The organism is Streptomyces sp. NPDC053427 (assembly GCF_044544985.1).
Taxonomy (GTDB): domain Bacteria; phylum Actinomycetota; class Actinomycetes; order Streptomycetales; family Streptomycetaceae; genus Streptomyces.
Window position 1 is genome coordinate 493038 of record NZ_JBITYA010000001.1, and the last position, 17001, is coordinate 510038.

Consider the following 17001-nt stretch of genomic DNA (forward strand, 5'->3'; position numbering starts at 1 on the left):
GCCCTTTCGCCCGCTATATTGCGGACTTCGACCGCAGGCTGGGGCAGGGGTGTTGGTACCGCCCAGGCGGGCCCCGGCTACCGACTTTCCCGCTGCATCGCGCCGCTGGTCTCCGGCCGCCGCGCGCCCGCCTGCCGGAGCAATGCGAGAGCGGCCTCCGACGAGGACCCTGCGGCCGCCGTGCACACCACGAGGACCTGCTCCGGTGAGCGGACGAGAGCGAGCGTCTGTTGCGTCACTGTCAGCGGTCCCATCACCGGATGGTGCAGGTCGTAGGACGCCGCGTCGCAGGGCGACACGCGGTGGTCGCGCCACAGCGCGACGAACTCGGGGCTCTTCATCGTCAACTCGCCGATCAGCTCTGCCAGCAGCGGGTCCTCCGGGTGCCGGCCCACCACCGTGCGCAGGTTGCCCACCACCGCGCGCGCCTTGCGGTTCCAGTCCTGGTACAGCTCACGGCAGTGCGGGTCGAGGAACAGTATCCGGCTCATGTTCGGGCGCCGCCCCGGGCTTTGCGGAGCGAGCGGATCCAGGTGCCCGGCGAGCAGCCCATGACCCAGGCTGTTCCAAGCGAGCACATCGGTGCGGCGGCCCAGAACCAGAGCCGGAACACCGTCCAGCGCGCGCATCAGGTCCCGTGTCTCGCCTGCGACCTTCTCCGGCCGCGGACGGCGGACCCGGGGCCTGCGGCGTGAGGCGTCGGCGAGCCGGGCGAGATGAGCGCGCTCGTGGTCGCCGAGTCGCAGTGCCCTCCCGATGGCGTCGAGCACCTCGGCCGAGGCGCCGCGGGACAGCCCTTGTTCGAGCCGGGTGTAGTAGGAGGCGCTGACGCCTGCCAGTTGCGCCAGTTCCTCACGGCGCAGCCCCGCCACCCTGCGAGGCCCGAAGGCGGGCAGTCCCACGTCCTTTGGCCGGAGCCGAGCCCGGCGCGCCTGCAGGAAGTCGCCCAGGGGGCCAGGTCCGTCCATACGTGCAGTGTGCAAGGCGGCAAGGGATGCAGCCACCCCCTGAGAGGGGTAGGACACAGCGGGGCTGGCCGGGCCGGGCGACAGTGCCCAAGCTCGGGAGCATCCGGCCACGCGCCCGAAACCCGAGGAAGACCATGCAACAGATCAGCCTGGGTGACGTCACCGTCACTCGCGTCAAGGAGTACTACGGCTCAGTCGGGATGGCTCCGGCAGAGTTCTTCCCGGACAGCCCCGAGGGGGCATGGGAGCGGCATCACCCCGTCCTGGTACCGGACTTCTGGGACCCCGCCACGAACGAGTGCAACTCGGCGATCCAGTCCTGGCTGCTGCACAGCGAAGGGCGCACGATCCTCGTCGACACGGGTGTGGGCAACCACAAGGACCGGCCGTACGCGCCGGTCTGGAACCGTCTCGACACCGGCTACCTCGACGACCTCGCGGCGGCCGGCGTCCGGCCCGAAGACGTCGACATCGTGGTCAACACCCACCTGCACATCGACCACGTCGGCTGGAACACCCACCTCGACGGCCGCACGTGGGTGCCGACCTTCCCGAATGCCACCTACCTCATGCCGCGACGGGACTTCGACTTCTGGAACCCGGCCAACGGCCACGAATCGCTGCTCGGCCGCGGCAACCAGAACGTGTTCGAGGACAGCGTCGCCCCGGTGTACCGGCTCGGGTTGACCGAACTGTGGGACGGCTCCTACCGGATCGACAAGAACCTGCGGCTGGATCTCGCGCCCGGCCACACTCCGGGGTCGTCCGTGCTGACGCTGGAATCGGGCCGCGATCGTGCGCTCTTCGTCGGGGACCTGGTGCACACCGCTCTGCAGATCATGGAGCCGGACACCAATTCCTGTTTCTGCGAGGACCCGGTCCAGGCGCGGACGACGCGGCACAAGCTGCTCGGCCGCGCGGCCGAGAACAATGCCCTCGTTCTCCCGGCTCACCTGGGCGGCCACGGCGCGGCCGCGGTCGAGAGGGACGGCTCGAAGTTCGTCATCAGGGAATGGGCGGGGTTCTCCCGCATGGTGTGAAGCGCCGAGACCGAAAGGAGGAGTTTCCCGTGCCCCAGGAAGAGTTTGCCGTGTCCCAGCACTCACACCCGGTCGTCGTGACCTCCTCGGGCGCCGTGCGCGGTCTGCACGACCGGTTCGGCGATCTGTACCGGGCCATCCCGTATGCGAAGGCCCCGCGCGGCGCCCGACGCTTCGCCCCACCCGTACCGCATCCCGGCTGGTCGGGGGTCAGGGACGCCACGCAGCCCTCGCCGACGGCACCACAGCCGGTCCGCGCCTTCGGGCGTCTCGACATGACCCCCTATTTCGGGCCGGGCTGGGTGCCGGGCGACGAGTACCTGACCGTCGACATCCGCACCCCGGCCGCAGACGGCGAGAAGCGCCCGGTCATGGTCTTCGTGCACGGTGGTGGGTTCGTCACCGGCTCCCACCGCGCCGCGCTGTACGACGGCAAGGCCTTCGCCCGCGACGGTGTCGTCCTGGTGACGGTGAACTACCGGGTAGGCATTCCCGGCTTCCTCGACCTCCCCGGCGCCCCGCCGAACCGCGGTCTGCTCGACGTACTGGCTGCGCTGCGCTGGGTGCGCGACACCATCGCCTCCTTCGGCGGCGACCCCGGCAACGTCACGGTATTCGGGCAGTCGGCGGGCGCGACGATCACCGGCGTGCTGCTCGCGACACCGGAGGCCGACGGCCTGTTCCGCCGCGCGATCATCCAAAGCGGCACCGGTACCGGCGCCTTCACCCCCGAGCAGGCCCAGCGAGTCACCGAGACGGCCGCGAAAGCGCTCGGCGTCCGAGCGGCCGCCGAGCAGTTCGCCGCGGTCCCGGACGAGCGCTTCGTCGGCATCCTGCCGGAGCTGGCCGGGCTCGACCTGCGCACCGCCACGGCCAGGGACCCGCTGCTCGGGTTGAGTCCGTTCGGCCTGGTCCTGCCCGTCCAGCCCGCCGACGCGCTGGCCGAAGGGCCTGCCGCCGAGGTCTCCGTGCTCATCGGCAGCAACACCGAGGAGGGGAACCTGTACCTCGTGCCCCAGGGGCAGTTGGAATCCTCCACCGAAGCCGACGTCCTCGCCGTCGCCGCAGCGGGGTACGCCGAACCCGCCGCCGCGGTCGCGGCCTGCAGAGCAGCCCGTCCGGGCGCTCCGCCCGGAGAACTGCGCTCGGCACTGCTCGGCGATGCCTTGTTCGGCGCCGGCAGCACCCGGATGGCCAGGGCGCACTCCCGGATTTCGGGCCGCCGGACGCACGTCTACTCGTTCGCCCAGCGCTCGACGGCCCTCGACGGCCGGCTCGGCGCCACGCACGCGGTCGAGCTGCCTTACGTGTTCGACCTTGCCGACGAGCCGTGGCTGCACGGCGACAGCGGCCTGCTGGGCCCGGACGCACCGCCGGCGGGTCTTGCCCAGGCAATGCACGGTGCCTGGATCGCGTTCGCCCGCGACGGTGACCCGGGCTGGGCCGCCCATGACCCGGAACAACCGGTGGTGAAGGTCTTCGGCGGCTGACGCAGCCTGCCTGCGGCACCGCGCGGGCTCGCCACGCTGGGAGCCGTCCTCGCCATGACTCCGGAAGCCCCTGATGCCGTTGACAATCTGAGCTGACGGACGGTCAATCTCCCCTATCGCAGGGCCGATACGGCCGTCGTAGGAAAAGGTGCCTACTCGCGCAACGGGGGTATGGCGTGCGCATGGCACGTATACGATCTGATGTCCCCAAGGGAGAAGGTCACCCCCCATGAAGACAACATTCGCCCGGAAAACCACCCACCGCATCCTCCTCGTGCTCGGCAGCGTGGCGGCGATGACCGTCCCCGCGGCGACCGCCGGCGCAGCCGCCGGGAAGGCACCCCACGCCGCCGGAGACACCGGCCCGCGTGGCGGGTGTGTGGTGGCGTACTTCGACCTCGGCGAGACGTTGGTGCACACCGCCGAGGACAACAGCGTGCGGTACATGCCTCAAGCCGCGGCGCATTTGCGCGCGCTGCGTGCCCGGCACATACCCGTCGGCCTCATCACAAACGTGCCGTCCTCCTGGGGGGCCACCGATGCCGAGCGCGCGGCGAGGCTGAAGGAGGCGGTCGATCAGGACTGGAAGGGCGCAACGCCGTTCGCGTGGGCCGACTTCGGTGACCGTATCTTCACCCCCCGGGACGAGGCCGAACGGAAGCCCGCGCCCGCTCTGTGGGAGCGGGCCAAAAGGGCCGCCGGCGGCTGCCGGGTGGTGTACGAAGCGGAGACGGCTGAAGAGGTGGCTGCGGGCGGCGCGCTCGGGTACGTCGCATACCGGACGGGCCAGGACGGCTGGCCCGCCTACCTTCCCGCCCCGTTCATCGCGGCGCTCGCCCAGCTGCCCGGAAGGACCACGGAGGCGCGGCCGAGGTGAGGGCGATCCTGGCGGGGCGCGCCGGCGGAGCGTGCTGCCGCGGATCCAGTCGCCGCCGTCGAGTCGGTCGTCATGCGGCACGCTCCTGCGGTGCGGTGCCCCGGCGGCCCTCGCGGCGGCCGTTGACGGTGGGCACCTGAAGGTCCTCGCTCTCCGCCCAGCCGTACCGGCCGGAGTGCTTGGTCCGGTACATCGAGACGTCGGCGCCGCGCAGCAGGGCGGGCAGGGTCCGGGTGCCGAGGTGGCCGGAGGCGGCGGCGCCGACCGAGGCGGCAACGGGGAGCAGCCCGGCCTCGGTGGGCACCGGTTCGTGCAGCGCGCCCATCAGCAGTCGGAGGCGCTGCGACATCGCGTCGTATGCGGTGCGGGCCTCCATCCGCTTCGCGACGGCGAACTCGTCTCCGCCGAGCCGTCCGACGATTCCGTGGGGGCCGACCCAGCGGGCGAGGCGGTCCGCGGTGAGGCGCCGGTGGAGGCTGACGGCGTGCAGGGTCCAGCCCGTCAGGGATACGGCGACGCTGGTGATGAGCAGAGCGCGGTTCGCCGTAAGGGCAGGTACGTGTGCGTTGGAGCCCATACTGGTGGCTCCCTCTCGTCTCGTACGGGGTGGGTGGCCCGAGGCAGGCGCGGGTTTCCAGGCCGTGTGCGTCTGCCTCGGGCACTTCTGCGTCCGCGGTCGCCCCTGGCAGTCAGGAGCGGGCAAAGGCGCGGAGCGTGAACTCGCAGCCGCTGCCGTGATCACGGGGCTTGGCGGGTCGGTGCTGCGCCCGTCTCGGCGCGGCGGCTCTCTCGGAGCAGGGGCGGGTCAGTCCGGAGTGATGCCGGTAAGGGCGGCGAGCACGGCGAGACGGATGCGGTTGTCCCGGCCGGTCTTCGCCATCAGGCTCGCCACGTGCGTTTTCACCGTGGTGACCCCGAGATGCAGCCGGTCGGCGATCTCCTTGTTGGACAGGCCCGCGCCGAGCAGTCCGAGTACCTCCCGCTCGCGCGGGGTGATGGCTTGCACCGGGATGTCCGTAGGGGTGTCGCCGGAGGAACGGGTGTGGAGGGCCTGGGCGACGAGGCGGCCAAGGACGTCCCGGCTGAAGGGGGCCTCTCCGTTAGCCGCCCGGCGTACGGCTTCCAGGAGTTCGGTCGGTGGGGTGTCCTTGACGAGAAAACCGCAGGCTCCGGCCGCGAGCGCCGGAAACAGATGGTCGTCGTCGTCGAACGTGGTGAGGGCGACGATCCGGGTGGCAGGGCGCGCGGCCAGGATGCGGCGGGTGGCCGTGATGCCGTCCATGCCGGGCATTCTCAGGTCCATGAGGACGACGTCGGGAGCGAGGCGTTCAGCCAGTCGTGCCGCCTCCGCGCCGTTGTCCGCCTCGCCCTGGATCTCGATGTCCTGCGCCTGCTCGAAGAGCATGCGCAGTCCCATGCGGACAAGCTGCTGGTCATCGACGACGAGGATGCGGATCACAGCGAGAGCTCCATATCGGTGACGAAGGCGGGCAGTTCGGCCGTGAGCCGCCAGCCCTGAGCTGCGGGGCCCGCATCCAGCCGGCCGCCGAGCAGGTCCACGCGTTCGCGCATGCCGATCAAGCCGTGGCCGGAAGGGCCTGGGGCCGGTGGCCGGGCCCTTCCGGCCCCGTCATCGTGGATCGTCACGTGGATGGCGTTATCGGCCACCCGCACGGTCAGCTCGGCGTGTGCACCGGGCCCGCCGTGCTTGGCCGCGTTGGCCAGGCCCTCCTGGACCAGGCGGAGGACCGCGAGGCCACGTACCGCGTCGAGCCGCGCGACACGGGGATCCACGGAAGCGGTGACGGCCAGGCCGCTCTGGCGGCTGTGTTCCACCACCGACTCCAATGCCGCCGGCAGTGCCCCGGGCGTGACCAGGGAGCCGGTGTCGGGACCGGTCCGGTCCGGGGCACGCAGTACCGCCACCAGGCGCCGCAGATCGGTCAGCGCCGCGCCGGCACTGGAGTGGAGGTCGTCGAGGACATCGGCGATCCGCGGGTCGGTGGTGCTGGTGGCGGCGACGACATGCCGGGCGACACCAACGCGCAGCACCATGGAAGAGACGTGGTGGGCCACGAGGTCGTGCAACTCGCGTGCGATGGTGGTGCGTTCCACTGCACGGGCGGCCAGCAGCTGTTGTTCGGCCCGGAGTTCCTGCTGTTGCGCGTACTGACGGGCGTGCACTGCGGCGTCGCGGGTCACGCGTACGTACGAGCCCAGGAGCAGCGGCAGGCCCGCGACGATGCCCATCTTGTAGAGCACCGGAAGGAGCGCGCCGGGCAGGTCCTCAAGGCGGTTCACGGCGACGGCAAGCGCCAGTGCCGTCGTCCCGGCGGCCAGGAGGCGCCCGGAGTGCCGAACCGCCAGCTCGAAGAGAGTCACGGCGGCCAGCACCTTCAACGAAGAAACGGTGCTCGCGCCCAACGCGTGAGCGGCAACGAGCAGGACCGACTGCGCCAGGAGCGCGCCGAACGCCCACTTACCCGCGGCCAGGCACAGCACGAGCCCGGCTGCGGCAAGGCCCCAGTCTCCGGCCCCGGACGGCCGCTGCAGCAGCAGGAAATCTCCGATCAGGACGCCGGCGAGCGCCAGGACCCGTATGACGGCGAATCCCCTGTCGAACGCAAGCTCGATCCAAGGTCGGTTCACGCGGCCCACGATAGGCGGACGCCCGTGCGCCTGGGGTCCTGCCATGGGAGGAGGGCAACTCCTCCTACCGGCCGCGATGTCCGGCCCGAGGAGGGAGCCGTGTGCCCTGGACGGGCTGCGAGCGTGATCGCCATGGATACGCATGCGAACACGGACACGAGTACCCACGCGAACGCGCAATCCGGGTCCACGGGGCGGCGGGCCCTTCTCGGTGGTGCTGCCGCCCTGGGCCTGGCGAGCGCGGCCTTCGGCACCAGCGCCCAAGCGGTCGGCGCCCGGTCCAGGTCCCGCACAAAGGCCGGCCGCTTCCAGGGCAGGTCGGTACTCATCACGGGTGCCACATCGGGTATCGGCAGGGCAGCGGCAAAGGCATTCGCAGGGGAAGGGGCTCATGTCGGATTCTGTGGCAGGCGAGCCGAGTTGGGGCGCCAGGTGGAACGGGAGATTCGGGACGCGGGCGGCGAAGCCACGTACATCCAAGCTGATGTACGCGTAAACGCCCAGGTGCGCAGCTTCGTGGACCGGGTCGCGAGTCGTTACGGCGGCATCGACGTGGCCTTCAACAACGCCGGCATCGGCGGCGGCAAACTACCCCATGAGATGAGCGTCGAGGAGTGGGATGACGTCCAGGCCACCAACGCCCGGGGAGTGTTCCTCGCGATCAAGTACGAGATTCCGCACATGCTCAAGGCGCAGCGCGGCGTCATCATCTGCACCTCGTCGTCAGCGGCCGAACAGGCGCGGCCGAACGGCGCCGCATACACCGCAAGCAAGCGGGCGGTGCAGGGCATAGTGAAGTCCGCGGCGCTCGCGTACGGACCCAAGGGAATCAGGCTCAATGCCCTGCTGCCCGGCACCACCGACACCCCCTTCGTCCGCCCTCCGGGAATCCCTGACGAGGAATGGGCCACGTACAAGCAGGCGTGGGGGCCGATCAACGTCGACGGGCTCGAACGGATGGCCGACGCCGAGGAGATCGCACGCGCGGTGCTCGGGCTCGCCTCCGACGACTTCCCCTATATGACGGGTGCGTCGGTCACCGTGGACGGCGGAAGCACCGCGGGCCGGAAAATGATCCAGCCGAGTGGTACCTGAGATTGGGCCCTGGACGTTTGTATCACCCACCTGATCAACCCGCATTTTCTGCGGCTATACCTCAGAGCTGTCTACTCGCAATCGCATGACCGCCCGGCCTTGGGCGTGCTCAGCGGGCTTTACGAGTGATCCTCAAGTATCGATCCACAATGTTCAGCTGTGCTTTGTCGTCTCTTCGGCGATGAGCGCATACATGGCGGCGAGGGTTTGTGTGGTGTGCGGCGGAGTGCGTCTGCTTTGCCCCTCTGAACTGCTCCACAGTTCGAAGGTGAAAATGCATGGCTCACCCTCCCGCGCTGAAGCTCGCCGAAGTTCTTGCAGAGATCCGCATGAGCCCCTCGGCGTTCTACCGCATGCGTGCCCGCGGGGAGCCCCCCCCGAATGATCAAGTTGCCCAACGGTGAACTCCGGTGCCGACGTACGGACCTGGACGCCTGGTGGGAGGCGTGTGAGAGGGATCCCGACACTTGGCGATGAGTTACCACGTCCGCTTCCGGGACATACGCGAGCGCCCTGGCCGGCGCAACCGTTTCCAAGTGCGGTTGTCCGCGTGGAGCTTGGCAGGCCGCCGCCGGCGCGGTCCACCGTGACGCCGGGTTGTCCGGGGGTGTGCCAGGGTGCGGAGGGGCCGCTGGAGAGCCACAGCCTGCCCAGCGCGGCGACCGCCTTGGTGGCGGTTTCTTCGTCGGCGGTGATGTCCACGACGAGCAGGCCCGGTTCGCTGACATTGTTGGCGCTCGTTGAACATCCCCACCCCCTGCTCAGGGGCTCCCCAGACCTGCTTGCCTGCATTCCCCACCTACCCAGGCTCGGGGTGGAACCAGGCGAGGGTCTGTGGGGTGAACGCTCGTCGTCAGGATTTTGCCTGACGCGTTGATGGCGGTCTCGGGGACGGCGCGTGGCTTCTGCCAGTCAACCCACTATCCGTGGGTGGCCCCGACCGTATCGGCGCGGGGGGCGGCGGAGGCGCGCAGTCCAGCCGAGGCTGTGGTGATGGCCTCGTCCAGGACGTCGCGGGAGCGGATCAGGTCGGTGATCATTCGATTGATGCGATCCCGTTCCGCAGTGAGTTCGTCGACCAGTTGTGGCGTGGCGATCTCGTTCGGGGCGCCGTCCGCGTCACGCATGCAGGGGAGCAGCTGCGCGATCTTCTTGCTGTGCAACCCTGCGGCGTAGAGTGCCTGGATGCGGATGACCCGGTCGACCGCCCACTCGCCGTAGTGCCGTTGGCCACCGGGAGTGCGCTCGGCCCTCAGGAGCTCCTGCGTCTCGTAATAGCGCAGCGAACGCTCGCTGACCCCACTGCGCCGAGCCAGCTCACCGATCCGCATTCCCCACCTCGCATGCCGACTCAGGACTTGAACCTGACACTGATGTCAGGTCCTACCGTACCGGCATGACGAACACACCGGTTGACTCCCGCCTCTTCGAACCCGCCCAGCTCGGCGCCCTGCGCCTGCCCAACCGCCTGGTGATGGCGCCAATGACCCGCAACCGCGCCGGGGCCGACGGTGTCCCGCAACCGATCATGGCGACCTACTACGCACAGCGTGCCTCAGCGGGGCTGATCATCGCCGAGGCCTCTACGCCGAACGCCGTGGGGCAGACGTACCCCAACATCACCGCGATCTACAACGAGGCACATGTGGCCGGATGGCGAGACGTCACCGACGCCGTGCGCGCTGCGGGCGGCCGGATGTTCCTGCAGTTGCAGCACGGTGGCCGGGTCGGCCACCCCGACAACAGCGGGCTGACGCCGGTTGCGCCCTCTGCGGTCCCGCTCCCGGAGACGATCTTCACCCCCGACGGGCACCAGTCCGCCGTCGTGCCTCGTGAGATGACCATCGACGAGATCCGCTCCACCGTGGCCGACTTCGCCGCTGCTGCCCGCAACGCCATCGACGCGGGCTTCGCCGGAGTGGAGGTGCACTCCGCCAACGGCTACCTTCTGCACCAGTTCCTGGCGCGGGGAACCAACCATCGCACCGACGCCTACGGCGGCTCGGTGGCCGGACGCATTCGGTTCACGGTCGAGGTGGTCCAGGCCGTCGCCGACGCGATCGGCCCGGAGCGGGTAGGTGTGCGGATCGCGCCCGGACTCACCGTCAACGGCATAGACGAGGGCGACACCGAGGACATCTACCCGGCGCTCATCGCTGCCCTGGCCGATGCCGGCCTTGCCTACCTGCACGTCGTCTTCGCGGATCCGGACCAGCCCCTCTTCCAGGAGATCCGGAAGACCTGGCCGGGCACGCTGATCGCCAACCCGGTACTCGGGTGGGGGAAACCGTTGCCGGCCGACGGGGGAAAGCACGAGGGCGAGCGGCTGCTCGCCGCGGGAGCCGACCTGATCTCACTCGGCCGCCCGTTCCTTGCCAACCCCGACCTGGTCGAACGACTGCGCATCGGCGCACCGCTCAACCCGGTGCGAGACCAGGGCCTGATGTACACGGGCGGTGAGACCGGGTACACCGACTATCCGGTGCTGGCTGCCGAGCACCGAGCCGAGACGCCCGAACCCGTCGGAACGTGACCATCGCGAGCCAGGGCCGCCCTACAGCACCCGGGTCACCGTGCTGAGCCGACCGATCCCTACCCCACGGAACATCAGTGGATCGAGATCGCTGTGGGCGGCTTCTCACGATGACCGTCGCGCCCTTGGTGGCAGGAAATCGTGCCGACGTCCCTCCTCCCGATCTTCATGACATTGCAGACGCCGTGCGTGCCTGGCGGAGTTCTCCGTGCCGGCGGGCGTCACCCGGATGTGTAAGGCCGGCGCTCGGGCAAGCAGTCGCACACAGCTCTCCGGCCCTGGAGTTGGGTAGACACCAAGGGCCTGATGTCCTTTCGCCGCCTCCGGGGGTCTGATACTTCAGATTCGTCACCTTGCCGCGTTGGCCTGTCCGTTCGTGCTGCTGTCCGCGGTCGCCTGCACGCCGAAGGCACCCGACGAGGACAGTAAGCCGTCGGCCGCGCCGAGCTCGGGAGCCTCTGACGGGAAGGGCGGCGGGGTCCGGCTGACGGACGCGATCGGCCGGCTGAAGACCGTGGCGGAGGCTTGTCCGACGGGTCGCGCGCCATACGCCCTGTCCGCGACGAGATCGAACATCGCGTCCGCCGTCTGCTCGGGGACCTCGGCATCGAGGCCAGGGCGTTCAGTACCGGTGACCTTCCGTTGCGGGCGTCAACGGCTTCCGACGCGGTCGGCCTGCTGGCACGTCCCTGTCGGTCTCGGCTCGGCAACGAGGTGGTCACAACAGTCATCACGACTGGTGATCAAGGGCTCCGCCAGTCATAGTGACCACTCACCAGTGGTGAGGTAAGCCTCGCCTTACTTGATTGGAGAAGTGTGTCCACCGCCCCGCCCCGCGACCCGTCTATGTCTCTCCTCCTCGACTCGCGGCCGACGCCGGGCTGGGCGAGGAGCGCCCGGCGCACCCGCCCCGTGGGGCTGTACGACTCGTGGTGGACCGTCGCGGCGGCCGCGCTCGCCGTCTGTGCCGCGTGGGGTGCCGCAGTATGGGTCTCCGGGCATCTGCAGGCGGACGCCTCGCTGCACACCGCGGCGCTCTTCGTGCACCTGGCGACGCTGGTGCTGGGCTTCGGCGCCGTGCTCGTCGCCGACTACTACGGCCTGCTGTGGCTGACCGGCCGGATGGCACTGACCGACGCTCTCGACAGTGCGGCCCGGCTGCACACGCCGATCTGGGCCGGCCTGGCGGGCCTGGTGGGCAGCGGCATGCTGCTGCACCCGGACACCTCCTCGACACTCACCCGCATCAAGCTGGTGATGGTGTTGCTGCTGTCCCTCAACGGGCTGCAGGCCGGCCTGCTGAACCGGCGCATGGCCGCCCGGCGGCCCAGCGAACAGCCGCCGCGCCGTTTCCTGGCCTGGGGGGCCGGTTCCGCCCTGATATCCCAGGTCTGCTGGTGGGGCACAGTGATCACTGGCTTCCGCAACAGCCAGCGGTAAAGAAAGGCCGCTAGTGCTGTGACCGAATAGGTTCGCCGGGTTGGTAGTTGGAGCGGTTGGATGGGCGGTGACGTCCGTTCCGATCGCTGGAGATGTGGTGGCCGAGCCTGTGCGGGTGCGCAGACTGACCGACCAGGAAGGGCAGAAGCTGCAGCAGATCGTGCGCCGGGGCAGCACCAGCTCGGTGCGCTATCGCCGGGCGATGATGCTGCTGGCGTCCGCCGGCGGAAACCGCGTACCGGTGATCGCCCAGCTGGTCCAGGCCGACGAGGACACGGTGCGGGAGGTGATCCACCGGTTCAACGAGATCGGCCTGGCCTGCCTGGCCCCTCAAGGGGCGGGAGGGCCGTCCCCGCCTGCTCACCCCTGACGACGAAGACTTCGTCATCCAGACCGCCACCACCCGCCCGACCAAACTCGGCCAGCCCTTCACCCGCTGGTCGATCCGCAAACGCGCCGCCTACCTGCGCCGCGTCCACGGGCGCATCGGCCGCGAAGCCTTACGGTGTCTGCTCCGCCGCCGCGGCATCACCTTCCAGCGCACCAAGACCTGGAAGGAGTCCCCCGACCCCGAACGCGACGCCGAACTCGACTGGATCGAGCACGTCCTGGAGCACTTCCCGGACCGGGTCTTCGCCTTCGACGAGTTCGGGCCGCTGGGGATCCGGCCCACTGCGGGCTCCTGCTGGGCGAAGCGGGGCAAGCCCGACCGGTTGCCGGCGACCTACCACCGCACCCACGGCGTCACCTACTTCCACGGCCGCTACTCCGTGGGCGACGACCGGCCATGGGGCGTCAACCGGCGCCGCAAGGGCACCGCCAACACCCTGGCCGCGCTGAAGCCGATCCGCGCCGCCCGGCCCGACGGAGCCCCGATCTACATCATCCTGGACAACCTCTCCGCCCACACCGGCGCCGACATCCGCCGCCGGGCGAAGAAGAACAAGGCCGAGCTGTGCTTCACCACCGCAGCCACCCCGCGCAGACCCAGGCCCTGCACCGCTACCTGCGCTGGCGCAGCGCCAACGTCCGCCATCCCGAGGTCCTGGCCGCTCAACGCCGAGAACGGGCCCGCATCCGCAGCGAGAAGGGCATCCGCTGGGCGGACGCCCGCTCGCTGGCGCGGCCTGACAGCACTTCGTGTACATCGCCTCCGACCCGTCGAAGGATCCAAAGGTCACACTCGTGAGCATCCGTACGACGCATCGCGCACTCCTGAGCCGTCTGCTGCCCGACGACAAACTGGACGACCTTGCAGTACGTCAGGGGCAATTCCACATCGTGGTTGTTGGCTCAGACCGCGTCGTGTGCCTGCCTCGCACCAGGGCAGCGGCCGCCCGGTTGCCCGAGCGTGTGGCCGCACTACACGCACTCGCCGGCCTCGACCTCGGCTTCCGCACACCTGAGCCGCTGCGCCAGGGCGGCGCCCACGGCACCGACGAGGCGCCGTTCCTGGTACTCAGCCGCATTCCCGGGGAACCGTTGGAGACCGACGCACTCAACGATTCCCAAGTGGTTGACACCGTGGCGACGCAGTATGCCGCGCTGCTGTCCGGTCTGGCCCGTGCCGGCACCGACGAGACGGCACGAGCAGTTCTCCCTCAGGCACCAGAAGGCCGGTGGCGGCGGTTCGCGGAGAACGTGCGCGTGGAGCTGTTCCAGCTCATGTCCGGCAACGGGCGCCTCCGGGCCGAGCGGGAACTCGCAGCACTCGACAGCCTTCCCCACGTCACCCGAGCATTGGTGCATGGCGACCTTGGTGCCGAAAACGTCCTGTGGGAGTGGACGCACGGCCTGCCGCACCTCTCCGGAGTACTCGACTGGGACGATGTCACACTCAGCGACCCGGCCGAGGACCTCGCAGCCATCGGTGCCAGCTACGGCCGTGAGCTCCTGGAGCGGGTGCTCGCCCTGGGCAGCTGGTCAAACCACGGACTCCTTACCCGCATAGCCGCGATCCGCGGCACATTCGCCCTGCAGCAAGCCCTCTACGCAATCCGCGACGGCGACGAAGAAGAACTCGCGGACGGCCTGGCCGACTACCGCTGAGGCACACCAGCACATCCGCTTCATCGAGCACTTCAAATCAACAGCAACCCGGCGAACCTATTTGGTCACAGCACTAAGTATAAAACTGCCGCAGGTTCTCGGTGCTCACAACGATGCCCTCCTGCGTACGCAGGAGGGCATCTCCGGGAGAGTCGCTACTCCGACTTGAGGCCGTCGGCAGCGACGCCCTTAACGCCCTTGACCTTCCTGGCAATGGCGTACGCCATCTCCTTCTGCGCGTCCGTGATCGCTACGTCGCTGGAGAGGGAGACCACTCCCTTGGCCGTCTGCACCCTGATGTCCGAGCCGGGGACGCCCTTCTCGGTCGGCAGATCGGCTTTGACCTTGGTCGTGATCCAGGTGTCCGTCGTCGCTTCCTTGGCCTTGGTCACCTCACCCGCCATGCCCGCCGCTCCTCCAGCGAATCGCAGACCTGCGTCACCGTGCCGACCGCGCCGTTCAGCAGCGCGACTTCCGCGTAGCCTCCAGCGTCTGCAACCTCGCAGCCCTGGTTGCTGCCGACAGCGGCCTGCCCCGCCTGGCACGCGAGTTGTGCTGGCGGCATACGCATCTCTACTTAGAGCTCACGCGGATAGGTGGCGAAACGAGGGTGTGGAGCAACAGGCCCGTTCTCAATATGCCAAGTTTCCCGGATGAACGTGGAACGAGCCCTCGATCTCCTCGCCCAGTGCGCTTATCGCTTCTGGGACGACCACGGCACCGACGAGATCGGTGCGCTGCTCGCCGAGGCGCGCAGCTGCTACGACGCCGCCGAGCAGGCCGATCCCGCGACGGTGGCGATCGGCCGCTCTCTGATCGCGGCGTTCGAGCTGCGTCTCTGCACCGACGTCGAGAACCAGGTGAACTCCGGCTGGGACTACGACCTGGAAGGCCCGCCGCTCAACGGCGTGGAGGAAGACGACTGGGACGATGTGAGCCGCCCGGTCGCCGAACGCGCCGCTGAGGCCGCGCGGGCGGCGCTGGACGCCGACCCCGAAGATCCGCTCGTGCCGATCCACCTCGGCCACGCGCTCGCCTGGCTCGGCGATCGCGATGGCGCGGTAGCCGCCTACCGCGAGGCACTGCGCCGCGACCCGTACGACGACCAAGCGGACACCTGCCTCGAAATGCTTGAGGCCGAGACCGGTCCGCCACCCGCCCTGGGGACGAGCCCGCGCTCGTACGCATTCGCCCTGCTGCGCGAGAAGCTGCGGATCAGCAACTCTGAATGGATCGACATCGGCCACGTGTGCAGAACACTCGCCGGCGCACGGGACGCCGCCGAAGCGAAACTGCGCGAAACCGGCGACCTGACCCGCGAGGACCTCGACGGCTTCATCAAGCTGGAATTGGATGTCCACCGCCCCGGGCAGCCGGTCGCCACGTTCGAGCTGATGGACCGGATCCCATCCGAGCCGAACGAAGGTCCGTTCCGATTCGACTGGTCGGACGTCCCCCTGGACGAACCCTTGGAGCCGCCGCTGCCGCCGGGGAAGCCGCTACGGATAGAAAACCTGTTGTGCTTCTGAAACGTGTGCGACGGCCAACAGATCTACTGCAGTATCTACGGCAGTATCTACGGCAACTCGGAAGGGAAACCCCACCGTGGCACTGCACCGTGGCTGAGCCATCGGATCAACCATTCACTGCAACCAAGCCGCTTTAAGAGTCCGCGCGGGTCAGTGATCTTTATGGGCGCCGGGAAGGGCGATTGTCCCATCGGTGGGTGGTCCATGGCCGTCGGATCAGGCTGCGCACGGTGATGACCGTGTCGGCGAGGTCGAAGAATGCGTCGATGACGGTGGCCCGGCGTTCGTAGCAGCGGGCGAGGCGGTGGAAGGCGTTCTGCCAGGCGTGGGTCCGCTCCACATGCCATCGCTGGCTCGCTTGGATCGGCGCTTTCTCGCCCTTGTGTGCGATGCGGCCGTGCAGGCTGCGTTCGTCGAGCAGGGTGCGGGTGGTGTCCGAGTCGTAGCCGGCGTCCAGGTGCACGGTGATGTCGTCGGGCAGCGGCCCGAGGTCGTTCAGGCGGTCCAGGGTCGGGGCGAGCAGTGGGGAGTCGTGGCGGTTCGCTCCGGCCAGGACCCTGCCGAGCGGGATTCCATAACCATCCGTCATGCCCGAGCGCTTCAGACCCTGTTTGCCGCGATCGACCGGCGAGCGCCCGGCGACCTCACCGCCACCAGGAGCCTTGGTGATAGCGCCGTCGACGGCGATCTGGTCGAGGACGAGGCCGACGATCCGGTCGTAAAAATCCAACGCGATCCGCTTGAACATGGCAATGAAACCGAGCCGGATCCACTCGTCACGGCGGTTGCGGATTGTGGTGGCCGAGCCCGGGCCCGGGCACGTCCGGCCTCCCCACCGGTGTCGACCAGGACGAGGCCAGTGACATACATGCTCTGCAGCACCCCACGACGCGCGGCGACATCTGCGGCAAAGAGCTCCACGAGACCGACACGGGTGTGGATGAAGAGCTCCACAAGGCGCCCCTCGAACCGGAGCGTCTCCCGGCGGGTCTCGCCGCCATCCCCGATGAGCACCGCGATGTCCAGATCACTGCTGGCGGTCGCCCGTCCGGTGGCGGTGGATCCAGCCAGAACCACGGCGAGCGCATCGGGAAAACGGCCCTGCACAAGACGTCGAGCCAGGTCAATCGGATCCGGATGCATGTCCGTCAGCGTTTCACGGACCCTTTACCCGCGGCGACAGATATTCCCGCACCTCAGGCCCGGATCACTACAGCCCGTGATCCCCTGCGAGGACTACCAGCTACGGCGCGAAAGCAGCGCTCTATCGGTCGAGTTTCACCATTACTCGAAAGTGATTCGAGTCAGGCGCAACCCATGCGATCACCTGT

14 protein-coding genes and 5 pseudogenes are annotated in these 17001 nt (G+C 69.0%); 10 read left to right on the forward strand and 9 right to left on the reverse strand.

The window, feature by feature from the left end; genetic code table 11:
* Positions 1 to 77 precede the first annotated feature (77 nt).
* On the reverse strand, positions 78 to 968 hold the full coding sequence (locus ACIGWZ_RS01715) for a helix-turn-helix transcriptional regulator (RefSeq protein WP_400059701.1): 891 nt from the start codon (positions 966 to 968) through the stop codon (positions 78 to 80).
* A 134-nt stretch (positions 969 to 1102) separates the two neighbouring features.
* On the opposite strand from ACIGWZ_RS01715, the gene ACIGWZ_RS01720 reads away from it, so the two are divergent.
* The 3 genes from ACIGWZ_RS01720 to ACIGWZ_RS01730 all read left to right on the forward strand — a co-directional run bounded on the left by ACIGWZ_RS01720 (position 1103) and on the right by ACIGWZ_RS01730 (position 4375).
* Positions 1103 to 2008: an MBL fold metallo-hydrolase gene (locus ACIGWZ_RS01720; protein WP_400059703.1), complete on the forward strand. Its 906-nt coding sequence runs from the start codon at positions 1103 to 1105 to the stop codon at positions 2006 to 2008.
* A gap of 50 nt (positions 2009 to 2058) precedes the next feature.
* The gene (locus ACIGWZ_RS01725; protein WP_400059705.1) at positions 2059 to 3498 is read left to right on the forward strand and encodes a carboxylesterase/lipase family protein; all 1440 of its coding nucleotides are present in this window, start codon (positions 2059 to 2061) and stop codon (positions 3496 to 3498) included.
* Between the two features lie 229 nt (positions 3499 to 3727).
* Complete coding sequence (locus tag ACIGWZ_RS01730; protein WP_400059707.1) at positions 3728 to 4375, forward strand: hypothetical protein; 648 nt, start codon at positions 3728 to 3730, stop codon at positions 4373 to 4375.
* 70 nt (positions 4376 to 4445) lie between these two features.
* Here the strand turns inward: ACIGWZ_RS01730 and ACIGWZ_RS01735 are convergent, their stop codons facing one another.
* From ACIGWZ_RS01735 to ACIGWZ_RS01745, 3 genes are all read right to left on the reverse strand, one after another.
* Positions 4446 to 4952 carry a diguanylate cyclase domain-containing protein gene (locus ACIGWZ_RS01735; protein WP_400059710.1) on the reverse strand — a complete coding sequence of 169 codons (507 nt, stop codon included), beginning with the start codon at positions 4950 to 4952 and terminating at the stop codon, positions 4446 to 4448.
* A 228-nt stretch (positions 4953 to 5180) separates the two neighbouring features.
* Complete coding sequence (locus ACIGWZ_RS01740) at positions 5181 to 5834, reverse strand: response regulator (protein WP_400059712.1); 654 nt, start codon at positions 5832 to 5834, stop codon at positions 5181 to 5183.
* Positions 5831 to 7024: a sensor histidine kinase gene (locus ACIGWZ_RS01745; RefSeq protein ID WP_400059714.1), complete on the reverse strand. Its 1194-nt coding sequence runs from the start codon at positions 7022 to 7024 to the stop codon at positions 5831 to 5833. The genes ACIGWZ_RS01740 and ACIGWZ_RS01745 overlap by 4 nt, the downstream gene beginning before the upstream one ends.
* 132 nt (positions 7025 to 7156) lie before the next feature.
* Here ACIGWZ_RS01745 and ACIGWZ_RS01750 point away from each other — a divergent pair, with 132 nt between their 5' ends.
* Both ACIGWZ_RS01750 and ACIGWZ_RS01755 read left to right on the forward strand, forming a co-directional pair.
* Positions 7157 to 8119, forward strand: coding sequence for an SDR family NAD(P)-dependent oxidoreductase (locus ACIGWZ_RS01750; protein WP_400060769.1), 963 nt, complete (start codon positions 7157 to 7159; stop codon positions 8117 to 8119).
* Positions 8120 to 8397: 278 nt separating this feature from the next.
* Positions 8398 to 8596: pseudogene (locus ACIGWZ_RS01755) on the forward strand (helix-turn-helix transcriptional regulator).
* A gap of 120 nt (positions 8597 to 8716) precedes the next feature.
* On the opposite strand, the pseudogene ACIGWZ_RS01760 reads toward ACIGWZ_RS01755, so the two are convergent.
* Both ACIGWZ_RS01760 and ACIGWZ_RS01765 read right to left on the reverse strand, forming a co-directional pair.
* Positions 8717 to 8911 (reverse strand): annotated as a pseudogene (locus ACIGWZ_RS01760) (DUF6207 family protein); the annotation flags it as partial.
* A gap of 128 nt (positions 8912 to 9039) precedes the next feature.
* Complete coding sequence (locus tag ACIGWZ_RS01765; RefSeq protein ID WP_400059716.1) at positions 9040 to 9450, reverse strand: MerR family transcriptional regulator; 411 nt, start codon at positions 9448 to 9450, stop codon at positions 9040 to 9042.
* A gap of 65 nt (positions 9451 to 9515) precedes the next feature.
* Here ACIGWZ_RS01765 and ACIGWZ_RS01770 point away from each other — a divergent pair, with 65 nt between their 5' ends.
* The 4 genes and pseudogenes from ACIGWZ_RS01770 to vph all read left to right on the forward strand — a co-directional run bounded on the left by ACIGWZ_RS01770 (position 9516) and on the right by vph (position 14141).
* Positions 9516 to 10652: an alkene reductase gene (locus ACIGWZ_RS01770; RefSeq protein WP_400059718.1), complete on the forward strand. Its 1137-nt coding sequence runs from the start codon at positions 9516 to 9518 to the stop codon at positions 10650 to 10652.
* Between the two features lie 846 nt (positions 10653 to 11498).
* Positions 11499 to 12092: a hypothetical protein gene (locus ACIGWZ_RS01775; protein ID WP_400059720.1), complete on the forward strand. Its 594-nt coding sequence runs from the start codon at positions 11499 to 11501 to the stop codon at positions 12090 to 12092.
* A 97-nt stretch (positions 12093 to 12189) separates the two neighbouring features.
* Positions 12190 to 13223: pseudogene (locus tag ACIGWZ_RS01780) on the forward strand (IS630 family transposase).
* A 54-nt stretch (positions 13224 to 13277) separates the two neighbouring features.
* Positions 13278 to 14141, forward strand: a complete 864-nt coding sequence (gene vph / locus ACIGWZ_RS01785; protein WP_400059722.1) for a viomycin phosphotransferase — start codon at positions 13278 to 13280, stop codon at positions 14139 to 14141.
* Between the two features lie 155 nt (positions 14142 to 14296).
* Here the strand turns inward: vph and ACIGWZ_RS01790 are convergent, their stop codons facing one another.
* A complete protein-coding gene (locus ACIGWZ_RS01790; protein WP_400059724.1) occupies positions 14297 to 14545 on the reverse strand; it encodes a BON domain-containing protein in 249 nt (82 codons plus the stop codon).
* A gap of 249 nt (positions 14546 to 14794) precedes the next feature.
* On the opposite strand from ACIGWZ_RS01790, the gene ACIGWZ_RS01795 reads away from it, so the two are divergent.
* The gene (locus ACIGWZ_RS01795; protein WP_400059725.1) at positions 14795 to 15670 is read left to right on the forward strand and encodes a tetratricopeptide repeat protein; all 876 of its coding nucleotides are present in this window, start codon (positions 14795 to 14797) and stop codon (positions 15668 to 15670) included.
* A 160-nt stretch (positions 15671 to 15830) separates the two neighbouring features.
* Here ACIGWZ_RS01795 and ACIGWZ_RS01800 read toward each other — a convergent pair.
* Together ACIGWZ_RS01800 and ACIGWZ_RS01805 are read right to left on the reverse strand one after the other, a co-directional pair.
* Positions 15831 to 16475 (reverse strand): annotated as a pseudogene (locus ACIGWZ_RS01800) (IS5 family transposase); the annotation flags it as partial.
* Between the two features lie 95 nt (positions 16476 to 16570).
* Positions 16571 to 16813: pseudogene (locus ACIGWZ_RS01805) on the reverse strand (nucleotidyltransferase domain-containing protein); the annotation flags it as partial.
* Positions 16814 to 17001 lie beyond the last annotated feature (188 nt).